This is a genomic window from Pedobacter sp. Hv1 (genome assembly GCF_001412215.1).
Taxonomy (GTDB): domain Bacteria; phylum Bacteroidota; class Bacteroidia; order Sphingobacteriales; family Sphingobacteriaceae; genus Pedobacter.
In genome coordinates, this window is sequence record NZ_LLWP01000012.1 from 14,071 (window position 1) to 26,263 (window position 12,193).

Here is a 12,193-nt window from a genome sequence, read left to right on the forward strand (position 1 = left end):
GCTTAAAAATAACATTGGGAAGTCTATAAAAACTCCCCAATGTCAAAATCACTCAAATCACTTTTCCGCAAAGTTGAAGAACTGTCTTCCGTTTCAGATGAAAGGGTGCTATCCAAAAGCTCGGCTATTCTTCGGGAAGCATCTTCCATAGAATTTTCCAATAGGCTGAATAATTCGGTTCCCTGTATTTTTTGAACTATCGCTATCGCTGTTTCCTTTTGGGCTGGTTCCAATTCTTCTTTTTGGAGCAACACCCCCACGGAGCTTAGTTCTTCAAAGGTAACCCCTTGGGCAAAACCGTCATCGCCACCGGATATTCCGTACCTGTTCCATTCTTCTTCCTCTTCCTCCAAATCAGGCATATTACTGAAAACTTCGTCCAGCTCTTCCTGCGGAATTTGAATACCCACGCTTTCATTTTCGTCGTATTCAATGTCTAAATTATCAGGGTTTATCTCTTGTTCCTCTATTTGGCTTTCATTGGCAGCGTTTGGCACTGAAAGGTTTCTTACAGGCTTGGGCTGGCCCATAATATCAGGTAGGTTCGGATTAACCTTTTCCTGCATTGGCTTATGCTCCGACCTTTTCTTAATGACAATCTTGTCCTGCACCAGCAGGGCAATGACTATGAGCAGGCATATCACAATTACTGTTTCCATAACGTAGGTTTTTTAAAACAAGCCTTTGTACTTTTCCTTGAACTCTTTTGTAATCATATCTTCAAATACTTTAAAATGATGTTCAAGAATATTATTGAGATAGGCAAACAAGGGTATTTTATCATCGCCTATAATCTGGACTATGCGGGTTAAACGCTCGTGATGTTCAGGACTTAGGTATATGCTTTTATTGCCTCTTTTCTGCATTTTATTCATTTGCATAAATGCATTTTCATAGGTTGTTTTAGCTGTATTGCTAACTGTATCGGAGTTGCTGCCGGCTGCAACAGTATTCCTGTTCTTTTTATCTTTCTTCATTATAAAATGGGTTTAAAATGTTCATTGAAATAATCGGTAATATCGTCCCCGTACTCTCTGAAATGATGTTCAAGAATATTGTCAATGTAAGAGTAGAGCGTTGTTCTTTCTTCCCTTGTCAGTTGAACGATGCGGAGCAATCTTTCGTGGTATTCAGGGCGTATGTAAACCACCTTGCCGTTACGCCCCGATGGAAACCGATTGACCAAAAACGTTTCCTCATAGTCCGCTTTCTTTGATGAACTGTTACGGACTTTTTCCCTGGGCTTTGTTTCCTTTGGTACATCCTGCTTTTTGTTATTGCTCGGTGGAGCAACAGGCTCATCGCCGCTTATGACGTTCATAAGGTATTCCTCATCAACATTGGGCTTTTCAAAATCGTTGTTTTTGTTATCTGAAGCCATACTTTACTATTTTTATAGATGAGTGATTTTTAAAAATTCCTCGACAAACAAATCCATTTTAGTTGCTTTCATTAACTGTGGTTCGGCAGGCAGCAAACTTGACCGGAATACATAACTACCTGTATCGTCTGTTTCCTTTCGGAAACGCTTGCTATCCATTATTCTTGTTTCCATTATAGGCAGGTTGAGTTCTTTGATGACACTTTGATACGCATCATACAAACCTGTTTTTTCCCTGCCGTCCACTTGGTTCCAAAATAGCCACATCTCTTGTTCGGGATTGCCCTCGTCCGTTTGGGGAAGTCCGAGAAAGGCTTTGGTAAAGCCCAATGTACTTTCCACTACCAAACGGTCGGCAGTAATGGGCGAAAAGATGAAGTCCATTTTTTTTAAGGTAGTCAGTACGCCTTTGGTATTGGCTGTTCCCGGCAGGTCGAAGAAAATAACATCCGGTACAACCACCGACTGGCTTCTGTATTCCGATGCTTTCTCCAAAGCTGTTTCAGCTTTGCATTTAATAATCGGGTACGCTTTTTTGTTGATGGCTTGAAACTGCTTCATTGCCGCCTTTTTATGGTAGTCGTTCTGCATTATGGTTCTCTTATCCCGTTCACGCATATTGGTCAGGCTGTGTTGCGGAAAGTCGCAGTCCATCACCAGCACATTAAAACCTAAACGGTAGTGAAGCACACTTGCCAGCAAAGTGGTCATTGTAGATTTTCCCACACCGCCTTTTTGGGTGGAGAAGCTGATTTTTAAAGTTTTCTTTGTTGTTTCCATTATTTAAAAATTTATTGTTACACACTTTATTTGTTTTGCAGGATTGAATATTGGTTTATCTGATTATTACCTCATTCCTATATTCCTGCATTCCCTTTTGGGTACTTTCCTGCACAGGTATCTGCTTTCATTTTTGCCTTGTCAGGTACATTCTTTGGTAAGTGGCAAACCTTGCAACAGGTAAATTGCTTTACCGCTTTTATGCTTTTACACTTTTATTGTTTTATGCTTTTAAAACCCTATGCTTTTATTCCAAACCGCTTGTTTGCAAACTTGATTTTCTTCTCTGTTTAGATACATTTTTTACTACCTGCACTAAAATTATACGGCAAATAAAGCGATTGATTTGCCCGCTGATTGCGGTGTGGCAGTGTTTGGCGTTCAAAGGCAGTGTTTGGCACTGCTATACAATACAATGCTTTCGTAAACAGGGCTTTACTTTGTACAATGATTTTTATTAATGGATTTATGCAAAATTCTTTTGACAAATCGGAGGGTAACGGGAACGGCATCGAGCCGTTTTTCCCTGTTACATTTAATCCGTCCCGCAGGGCGGATTTTTGTGTTCAACGGAACACGGCAAGTTGTGTTTTGAGCATCTCGGAATGATTTCCGATGCTCAAAACAACTTGCCCTTAGCAGGGGGCAGAAAACACCTTCCGAAGTCAGGGTTTTGTATGAATTTTAAAATGGATTAGTGATGAACGATAACAACAAAAAGCAATTGAAAAAGACTGGACGCCGCCCCAAAGAAGACCCGGCGATCATTCGGTACACGATTTCCTTTAACGAGCAGGAACACACTCGCTTTCTTGCCCTTTTTGATAAATCAGGTATGCAAGTAAAAGCACATTTTATAACGTCCTGCATCTTCAATAAAATGATAAAGACCATTCAGATTGACAAAGGAACGGTTGATTTTTATATGCGGCTGACCTCATTTCACAGTCAGTTCCGTTCCATAGGCGTAAACTATAATCAGGTTGTGAAGCTATTGTACAAGAATTTTTCCGAGAAAAAAGCCGCAGCATTTCTTTATAAACTGGAAAAACAGACGGCTGAAATGGCGATGCTATGTCAAAAAATCATTCAGCTAACCGAGGAATTTGAAGCCAAACATCTGAAAAAATAGCGACAGAAATGATAGCAAAAATCGGAAGAAGTGCAAATTTATATGGGGCATTGGCATACAATCAGCTTAAAGTGGAGAATGAAAACGGGCGAATTTTGTTTGCCAATAAGATGATTGAAACAGCAAGCGGTCATTATACCGTTGCTCAATTAGCCCAGTCTTTTGCTCCTTACCTGATAGCGAACCGCAATACCGAGAAACACACCTTGCATATCTCGCTCAATCCTGACCCGAATGACAAAGTAAGCGATGATAAGTTTAGGGAAATGGCAGAACTATATATGAAGGAAATGGGTTATGGTGAACAGCCTTTTGTAGTGTTCAAACATACTGATATTGACCGCAGCCATATACACATTGTATCGGTTTGCGTGGATGAGCAGGGTAAAAAGATTTCGGACAAATTCGAGAAAATACGGTCTATGAATGTATGCCGTGAGCTAGAAAAAAAATACAGTTTGATACCCGCGACGGAAAAAAAGCGTAATCAGAATGATAAGGTTTTCCATCCAGTGAATTACCAAGCTGGAGATGTAAAAAGTCAGATTGCTTCGGTTATTCGTCACCTGCCAAACTACTACCAATATCAATCATTAGGCGAATACAATGCCTTACTTTCCTTGTTCAATATTACAACCGAAAAAATTGAGGGCGAATTACAAGGAAAAATGCAACAAGGCTTATTATATATTCCACTAAATGAAAAAGGCGAAAGAGTTGGACATCCATTCAAGGCTTCGCTGTTCGGAAAGAGCGCAGGGCTTCCTGCTTTAGAACTTCATTTTGCAAAATGCAAAATCGCTTTGAAAGATACCCCAACCAAACAGACCCTAAAATCCGCCATTACTATTGCTTTGCAAACCACAAGTGATGAACAGGCTTTTAAAAAGCAGTTAAGAGAACAGGGCATTAACGTAGTGGTGCGTAGAAATGATGTAGGTCGTATTTACGGAATGACGTTTATTGACCACAATTCCAAAACGGTCTGGAATGGTTCAAATTTAAGTAAAGAGCTTTCTGCAAATACCTTTAATGATTATTGGAACCATAATATCAAACCCGAAATAATAGAGCCTGCTGAATTACAATCTAAAATATCTACATCAAATGATGAAGATATTCCTGTGGAAGAACCACATCATTTGTTCGACTTTCTGAATACTTCTGAAAAATACGAAGACGGTTTGATTGAAGCATTGGGCGGTTTGCTTCCCGAAGCACAGGGGGAAGATTACGAAGAACTTGATTTTGCCAATAAGATGAAGAAGAAAAGAAAACGACAAAGAGGTCAGCGATAGCAATCAGCCAAACACAGCCACGCACAGCCATTGACCGCCACATTCTTATAGCCACTCCATAGAGCTTTTAAATTCACGCCCGAACATTAAAACTTAAAATAATGCAGGGAGAAGACGATTTAAGAGGGCTTGCCAAGATAATGGCTTTTATGCGGGCAGTCAGTATTCTTTTGGTGCTGATGCACCTTTATTGGTTTTGTTACGGTTTCTTTTTAGAACGCGGCTGGACGTTGGAAGTAATCAACAAGATATTAGGCAATTTCGACAGAACGGCGGGCTTGTTTTCACATACCTTATATACCAAAGTATTCGCTTTGGTTTTGTTGGCTTTGAGTTGCTTAGGAACAAAGGGCGTAAAGAATGAGAAGATAACCTGGTCTAAAATTTATGTGGCTTTGGGTGTTGGCTTTGTGCTATTCTTCCTGAACACACCGTTGTTAAAGCTATCCCCGGTAATAGGCACATTTCTGTATATCCTTACTATCTCATTAGGGTATATCGCCTTGTTGATGGCAGGCGTATGGATGAGCCGATTGCTCCGTACTAACCTAATGGATGATGTTTTTAATAATGAGAACGAGAGCTTTCAGCAAGAAACAAAGCTGATGGAAAATGAATATTCCGTTAACCTACCCACCAAATTTTACTACAAAGGAAAATGGAACAACGGTTGGATAAACATCGTAAATCCTTTCAGGGCATCAATCGTGTTGGGTACTCCGGGTTCCGGAAAATCGTATGCAATCGTAAACAATTACATCAAGCAACAGATAGAGAAAGGCTTCAGTATGTACATCTACGATTTCAAGTTTGATGACCTTTCAACCATTGCCTACAATCATTTACTAAAGCATCGGGATAAGTACAAAGTTCAGCCCAAATTTTACGTCATTAACTTTGACGACCCACGTAAGAGCCACCGTTGCAATCCACTCAATCCCGACTTTATGACGGACATTTCAGATGCTTACGAAGCAGCATATACCATAATGCTAAACCTCAACAGGTCGTGGATACAAAAGCAAGGGGATTTTTTCGTGGAAAGCCCAATTATTCTTTTGGCTGCTATTATTTGGTATCTGAAAATCTATGAGGATGGCAAGTATTGTACATTTCCTCACGCTATTGAATTACTGAACAAAAAGTATTCGGACGTATTTACTATTTTGACATCATATCCTGATTTAGAAAACTACCTATCGCCCTTTATGGATGCGTGGCAAAGTGGCGCACAAGACCAGTTGCAAGGACAAATAGCATCGGCTAAAATTCCGTTGTCAAGAATGATCTCTCCACAATTGTACTGGGTAATGACAGGCGATGATTTTTCTTTAGACATCAACAATCCAAAAGAACCAAAAATACTTTGTGTAGGAAACAATCCCGACCGACAAAACATCTACTCCGCAGCATTGGGATTGTACAATTCCAGAATTGTAAAGCTCATCAACAAAAAAGGGCAATTAAAAAGTTCGGTTATCATAGATGAGTTGCCAACAATCTACTTCAGAGGGCTGGATAACCTTATTGCAACCGCCCGTAGCAATAAAGTAGCAGTTTGTCTGGGCTTTCAGGATTTCTCTCAATTGATACGGGATTACGGAGACAAGGAAGCTAAAGTTATCCAAAATACTGTAGGTAATATTTTTAGTGGTCAGGTTGTTGGCGAAACGGCAAAAAGCCTTTCGGAACGGTTCGGAAAAGTATTGCAAAAACGCCAGAGTTTGACCATTAACCGAAATGATAAATCAACTTCTATTTCTACGCAATTGGATAGTCTGATACCTGCATCCAAAATCTCAACATTGACACAAGGTATGTTTGTCGGTTCTGTATCGGATAACTTCGATGAACGTATCGAGCAAAAGATATTTCACGCTGAAATAGTAGTAGATAATGAAAAGGTAGCTACCGAAACCGAAGCCTATCAAAAGATACCGCAAATCTTGTCTTTTGTAAATGAGCAGGGCGAGGATAAAATGAAGCAGGAAATTGAGAGTAATTACAAGCAGATAAAATCAGACATCCTGAATGTTGTTAAAAACGAAATTGAACGCATTAAGAATGACCCAAACTTACAGCATTTGGTTCAATAGAAGCGCAATTTAACAAGACATAACAGAAATATCTTAAAGACAAACACTGGCACGGAAAAATTTTAGCCAACCCAAATTTGGCACATTTGATTTTTGTTGAAATGTCTTATTAACACTTAAAAAGACATAAGTGTCAATTAATCGTTTGAATCATAAAGACATATAAAAATAGATATGGAATTAAATAAAAATAAATCTGTTAATACTTCGCATTTTGTAAGTGACATCAGATCAACTAACACCCACCTTACAATGTGCTATTTTTTCCAACGTATCCAGCACATAGAAACTTCACATTAAAAAAAGCATAAAAAAATTGTGGGTTTAAAAATTACTAGCTATATTTGCACTTGAAAACAGAAAAAAAATGTACAATTCAATTATTATTTCTTCTATTATTATTGCGGGTGTGATTTCACATACCGGGGAGGAATAATTTTGATATAATCTAAAAGATATATTTGAAAGCCTCCCGAGAAATCAGGAGGCTTTTTTTATTGACATTAAACTAAAAAGAACAAAATGAAATCATATAACAACACTATTATTATCAGCATTATTATTAGCTCGCCACCGTGAGAGATGCTGCTTTATGCCAAATTGTAAGCCTTTCTCATTTCGGGAAAGGCTTTTTTTATTCCCAAAAATCAATTATCAACTCAATAAAAAAAATAAATATGTATTCAAACAACGAAACAGTCCTTTTTTTGGACGGAAAATTTGTAAAGGCTAACGAATCTACAACCGATTTGTACAGTCAAACGCTTCATTATGGCTACGGTGCATTTGAAGGTATTCGTTCTTATGAAACCAAAAATGGAACTAAAGTATTTAAAGCCGAAGAACATTATGAACGCTTGAAAAAATCCTGCGAATTGGTAAAAATCCCTTTCGATTGCACTGTTCAAGAGTTAGTCCAAGCTACTTACGAGTTACTGGAAAAAAACAATTTAAAAAATGCTTACATCCGACCATTGGTGTATTGTGGACAAAATATGAGTTTGTCAAAACCTACCAGGGTTTCGGTGATGATTGCCGCTTGGGACTGGGGAGCGTATTTGGGAGAAAAATTACTACGATTAACGGTTTCCTCCTATTGCCGTCCACATCCAAAATCCATCCACATTGAAGCGAAAGTCTGCGGTCATTATGTCAATTCGATTTTGGCAACCAACGAAGCAAAAGACAATGGATTCGACGAAGCCTTGCTTTTGGATAGCGATGGATTTTTAGCCGAAGGTCCGGGTGCAAATTTGTTCTTTGAAAAAGACGGAAAACTATTCACGCCTCAATTAGGAAACATCCTTCCGGGCATCACCAGAGCCACTGTTTTGGAGTTAGCCGAACAATTAGGTCTGGAACTGCATCAAGGAAAATTTACCAGAGAAGATCTTTTTCAAGCTGATAGTGCCTTTTACTGCGGAACGGCTGCCGAGGTAGTGGGTATATTATCGGTGGACACTTATCAATTTCCAAAAAACTGGAATGATTCCTTAGGTAAAAAACTTCAAGATGCTTATTCACTTTTGGTACGAGAACCTTTAAAACAGCTCAATTTAAACTAATGAAAACACTCAACAAATACAGTAGAACCATCACACAAGATGAAACCCAACCTGCAGCACAAGCCATGCTTTATGGAATAGGTTTAACCGAAGACGATTTGCAAAAAGCACAAGTGGGAATTGTGAGTATGGGTTACGAAGGAAATCCCTGCAACATGCACCTCAACGATTTGGCTAAAGAAGTAAAAGCTGGTGTGCAACAAGAGGATTTAGTAGGATTGATATTTAATACCATTGGTGTGAGTGACGGTATATCAAACGGAACTGACGGTATGCGTTTTTCTTTGGTTTCCAGAGATGTGATCGCCGATTCCATAGAAACGGTGGTGAGTGCCCAATGGTACGATGCTGTATTGGCGGTAGTAGGTTGCGATAAAAATATGCCTGGTTCTATCATCGCCATGGGAAGATTAAATCGTCCTGCAATCATGGTTTATGGCGGAACGATCCATTCTGGAAAATGGAAAGGAGAATCGCTCAATATCGTTTCAGCTTTTGAAGCTTTAGGTAAAAAATTCAGTAACACCATTTCCGATGAAGATTACAAAGGTATAATCAAAAACGCTTGTCCTGGCGCGGGTGCTTGTGGCGGTATGTACACAGCAAATACGATGGCTTCGGCTATTGAAGCTTTGGGAATGAGTTTACCTTACAGTTCATCCAATCCTGCGTTGAGCAGCAATAAAAAAATGGAATGTTTTGATACAGGAAAAGCCATCAAAGTGTTGTTGGAAAAAGACATTAAGCCCAAAGACATCATGACCCGAAAAGCCTTTGAAAATGCCATGACCATGGTAACGGTTTTGGGCGGCTCTACCAATGCCGTAATGCACCTGATAGCAATGGCACATTCGGTGGATTTGGAATTGACTTTGAATGATTTCCAAAAGGTAAGTAACCGTGTTCCAGTGTTGGCAGATTTAAAACCAAGTGGAAAATACCTCATGGAAGATTTGCACGAAGCAGGTGGTGTTCCAGCAGTAATGAAATATTTATTGAAACACAATTTATTACATAGAGATTGTTTAACTGTTACAGGAAAAACAATTGTTGAAAATTTGGAAGCTGTGGAAGATTTAACCGAAGGTCAGAAAGTATTTCTTCCATTGGAAAATCCAGTGAAAGCAAATGGACATCTGCAAATGCTCTACGGAAATTTAGCTACCGAGGGAAGTGTAGCTAAAATAAGTGGCAAAGAGGGCGATTATTTTGAAGGAACAGCCAAAGTATTTGACGATGAATATGCAGTGATTGATGGTGTGCGAAACGGAGAAGTAAAACCCGGGAATGTGGTAGTAATCCGTTATTGCGGACCAAGAGGCGGACCGGGAATGCCTGAAATGCTCAAACCAACTTCAGCAATTATGGGTGCAGGATTGGGAAATTCAGTGGCTTTAATTACCGACGGTAGATTTTCGGGTGGAACGCATGGTTTTGTGGTAGGACACATCACTCCGGAAGCTTTTGTAGGTGGAACAATTGCCTTGGTAAATGATGGAGATTTGATTGCGATTGACACAAAAAATAATACGATCAATTTAAAAGTATCTGAACAGGAATTGGAAAAACGAAAAGCAGCATGGAAACAACCTCCATTGAAAGCAAATAAAGGGGTTTTGTACAAATATGCACAATGCGTTTCGAGTGCTTCATTGGGGTGTGTAACCGATAAATAATTAAAAAATGAAAACAACGGAATTAAAAATAACAGGTGCAGAAGCGGTGATACAAAGCCTGAAAGCCGAAGGTGTAAAAACGATATTTGGTTATCCAGGCGGTGCTATCATGCCAATTTATGATGCCTTGTTTCATCATCTTGAAGAAGTAAATCATATCTTGACAAGACACGAGCAAGGTGCTATACATGCAGCTCAAGGATATGCTAGAACTTCAGGAAAAACAGGGGTTGTATTTGCTACTTCGGGTCCGGGAGCCACCAATTTAATTACAGGTTTAGCCGATGCCCTGATTGATTCTACGCCCTTGGTTTGCATCACCGGACAGGTGGCTTCTCATCTCTTGGGAACTGATGCTTTTCAGGAAACCGATGTCATGGGAATTTCGATGCCGGTAACCAAATGGAATTGTCAGGTAACCAAAGCAGCAGATATAGCACCCACTTTAGCCAAAGCATTTTACATCGCCTCGTCTGGTCGTCCGGGGCCGGTTTTGGTGGATATTACCAAAGATGCCCAGTTTGAAAAACTGGATTTCTCTTACGAAAAGTGTACATCGGTGAGAAGCTACCAACCTAAGCCAAAATTGAATGTAGATCAAGTGCAAGCAGCAACCAAGTTTTTGAATGAGGCAAAAAAACCTTTGATGATTGTCGGACAAGGAATTATGCTTTCCAATGCAGAAGAAGAATTATTGGCTTTTGCCGAAAAAACGGGTATTCCGGTGGCTTCTACGCTTTTGGGATTAGGAGCTTTTCCAAGTCATCACCCTTTATTTGTTGGAATGGTAGGCATGCATGGCAATTATGCACCCAATGTAAAAACCAATGAGTGCGATGTGTTGCTTGCCGTGGGAATGCGTTTTGACGACCGTGTTACAGGTGATGTTTCCCGGTATGCAACACAAGCAAAAGTGGTTCATGTTGATATAGACACTGCCGAAATCAATAAAATCATAAAAGCCGATGCTCCTGTTGTAGCCGATGCCAAAGAAGCACTAACCGTTTTAGCAGATTTGGTAGAAAAACAAACTCATCAAAATTGGTTGGATGAATTTCATCAAGCGAAGCAAAAGGAATTACAGGTACTTTCAGAAAATAGAGAAAAGGAATTTTCAGATGAACTGAGAATGGATTTGGTGATTGATTTACTTTCTCAAAAAACCAAGGGCAATGCAATCGTTGTAACCGATGTGGGACAGCACCAAATGATGGCGGCACAGTTCTATCAGTATAATCAAACCAAAAGTAATGTTACATCTGGCGGATTGGGAACGATGGGTTTTGCACTTCCAGCCGCTATTGGAGCAAAAATGGCAAATCCGGAAAAACAAGTCGTAGCTATCATTGGAGATGGTGGTTTTCAAATGACCTTGCAGGAATTGGGAACCATGATGCAGAATAATATCGGCGTGAAAATCATCATCTTAAACAATGGTTATTTGGGAATGGTGAGGCAATGGCAACAAATGTTCTTTGAAAAAAGATATTCGTTTACCGACATTCAAAGTCCTGATTTTGTGGCTTTGGCAGCCTCTTACAACATCAAAGGTCAAAAAGTTGAAAGACAGGAGGACTTGAACAACGCATTAGACCAACTTTTAAACACAGAAAATGCGTACCTGTTGGAAGTGAAAGTTGCCAGAGAAGATAATGTTTTTCCGATGGTGCCAACAGGTGCTTCGGTAGCTGAAATAAGATTACAATAATTATAAAACGGATAAAATGGAAACAATGAACAAAACATTTACCGTATCCATATTTACGGAAAATACAATCGGAATGCTCAACCGCATCACCATCATATTTACAAGACGACATTTGAATATTGACAGCATCACCGCTTCTGAAACAGAGGTTAAAAATGTGCACCGTTACACTATCGTTTTGAGAACAAACAGAGAACAAATAGATAAAGTTGTTGGGCAAATCGACAAATTAATTGATGTTCTGAAAGCCTTTGTACACGAAGATAATGAAGTAGTACATCAGGAAATTGCGTTATATAAAATCAAAACAACAGAACTTAAATCCAACAATGTAGAGCAAGTGGTTAGAGAAAATAGTGCCAAAGTTCTCACCGTAGATCCCGATTTTATCGTCATTGAAAAAACAGGGCACAAAGCAGATACACAGGTTTTATTTGAGAAATTGAAACCCTTTGGTATTCTGGAATTTGCCCGCTCAGGAAGAGTAGCAGTTACCAAACCAATGAAAGAATTAAGTACTTATTTAAAAGAATTAGAAATCAATTAAAAAAAATAAT

Annotated in this window: 11 protein-coding genes; 7 read left to right on the plus strand and 4 right to left on the minus strand. The window is 39.3% G+C overall.

Annotated elements, in window-relative coordinates; genetic code table 11:
• Positions 1 to 23: 23 nt before the first annotated feature.
• Genes AQF98_RS20245 through AQF98_RS20260 form a run of 4 tightly spaced genes read right to left on the minus strand, consistent with a single transcriptional unit; the run spans position 24 to position 2,161 of the window.
• Complete coding sequence (locus AQF98_RS20245) at positions 24 to 659, minus strand: hypothetical protein (RefSeq protein WP_055133799.1); 636 nt, start codon at positions 657 to 659, stop codon at positions 24 to 26.
• A gap of 12 nt (positions 660 to 671) precedes the next feature.
• Positions 672 to 977, minus strand: coding sequence for a DUF3408 domain-containing protein (locus AQF98_RS20250; protein ID WP_055133800.1), 306 nt, complete (start codon positions 975 to 977; stop codon positions 672 to 674).
• Complete coding sequence (locus tag AQF98_RS20255; RefSeq protein ID WP_055133801.1) at positions 977 to 1,381, minus strand: DUF3408 domain-containing protein; 405 nt, start codon at positions 1,379 to 1,381, stop codon at positions 977 to 979. The genes AQF98_RS20250 and AQF98_RS20255 overlap by 1 nt, the downstream gene beginning before the upstream one ends.
• Before the next feature lie 12 nt (positions 1,382 to 1,393).
• A complete protein-coding gene (locus AQF98_RS20260; RefSeq protein ID WP_055133802.1) occupies positions 1,394 to 2,161 on the minus strand; it encodes a ParA family protein in 768 nt (255 codons plus the stop codon).
• A gap of 700 nt (positions 2,162 to 2,861) precedes the next feature.
• Between AQF98_RS20260 and mobA the strand changes: the two genes are divergently transcribed.
• The 7 genes from mobA to ilvN all read left to right on the plus strand — a co-directional run bounded on the left by mobA (position 2,862) and on the right by ilvN (position 12,183).
• Positions 2,862 to 3,293, plus strand: a complete 432-nt coding sequence (gene mobA / locus AQF98_RS20265) for a conjugal transfer protein MobA (RefSeq protein ID WP_055133803.1) — start codon at positions 2,862 to 2,864, stop codon at positions 3,291 to 3,293.
• An 8-nt stretch (positions 3,294 to 3,301) separates the two neighbouring features.
• Positions 3,302 to 4,591, plus strand: a complete 1,290-nt coding sequence (mobB, locus tag AQF98_RS20270) for a conjugal transfer protein MobB (protein WP_055133804.1) — start codon at positions 3,302 to 3,304, stop codon at positions 4,589 to 4,591.
• A 98-nt stretch (positions 4,592 to 4,689) separates the two neighbouring features.
• Positions 4,690 to 6,687, plus strand: coding sequence for a conjugal transfer protein MobC (mobC, locus tag AQF98_RS20275; RefSeq protein ID WP_200911935.1), 1,998 nt, complete (start codon positions 4,690 to 4,692; stop codon positions 6,685 to 6,687).
• A 677-nt stretch (positions 6,688 to 7,364) separates the two neighbouring features.
• Positions 7,365 to 8,252 (plus strand): branched-chain amino acid transaminase, encoded by an 888-nt coding sequence (locus AQF98_RS20280; protein ID WP_034751611.1) that lies wholly within the window; start codon positions 7,365 to 7,367, stop codon positions 8,250 to 8,252.
• On the plus strand, positions 8,252 to 9,928 hold the full coding sequence (ilvD, locus tag AQF98_RS20285; RefSeq protein ID WP_055133806.1) for a dihydroxy-acid dehydratase: 1,677 nt from the start codon (positions 8,252 to 8,254) through the stop codon (positions 9,926 to 9,928). Before AQF98_RS20280 ends, ilvD begins: the two co-directional genes overlap by 1 nt.
• Positions 9,929 to 9,935: 7 nt before the next feature.
• Entirely contained in the window at positions 9,936 to 11,636 is a 1,701-nt protein-coding gene (gene ilvB / locus AQF98_RS20290) for a biosynthetic-type acetolactate synthase large subunit (protein ID WP_034751523.1), read from the plus strand.
• Between the two features lie 16 nt (positions 11,637 to 11,652).
• Positions 11,653 to 12,183: an acetolactate synthase small subunit gene (ilvN, locus tag AQF98_RS20295; RefSeq protein WP_094772680.1), complete on the plus strand. Its 531-nt coding sequence runs from the start codon at positions 11,653 to 11,655 to the stop codon at positions 12,181 to 12,183.
• Positions 12,184 to 12,193: the final 10 nt, after the last annotated feature.

Coding starts and splice junctions, on each gene's coding strand:
- ilvD (WP_055133806.1), top strand. CDS start 8,252: ATGAAAACACTCAACAAATACAGTAGAACCATCACACAAGATGAAACC.
- ilvB (WP_034751523.1), top strand. CDS start 9,936: ATGAAAACAACGGAATTAAAAATAACAGGTGCAGAAGCGGTGATACAA.
- mobA (WP_055133803.1), top strand. CDS start 2,862: ATGAACGATAACAACAAAAAGCAATTGAAAAAGACTGGACGCCGCCCC.
- ilvN (WP_094772680.1), top strand. CDS start 11,653: ATGGAAACAATGAACAAAACATTTACCGTATCCATATTTACGGAAAAT.
- AQF98_RS20255 (WP_055133801.1), bottom strand. CDS start 1,381: ATGGCTTCAGATAACAAAAACAACGATTTTGAAAAGCCCAATGTTGAT.
- AQF98_RS20245 (WP_055133799.1), bottom strand. CDS start 659: ATGGAAACAGTAATTGTGATATGCCTGCTCATAGTCATTGCCCTGCTG.
- AQF98_RS20260 (WP_055133802.1), bottom strand. CDS start 2,161: ATGGAAACAACAAAGAAAACTTTAAAAATCAGCTTCTCCACCCAAAAA.
- AQF98_RS20250 (WP_055133800.1), bottom strand. CDS start 977: ATGAAGAAAGATAAAAAGAACAGGAATACTGTTGCAGCCGGCAGCAAC.
- AQF98_RS20280 (WP_034751611.1), top strand. CDS start 7,365: ATGTATTCAAACAACGAAACAGTCCTTTTTTTGGACGGAAAATTTGTA.
- mobB (WP_055133804.1), top strand. CDS start 3,302: ATGATAGCAAAAATCGGAAGAAGTGCAAATTTATATGGGGCATTGGCA.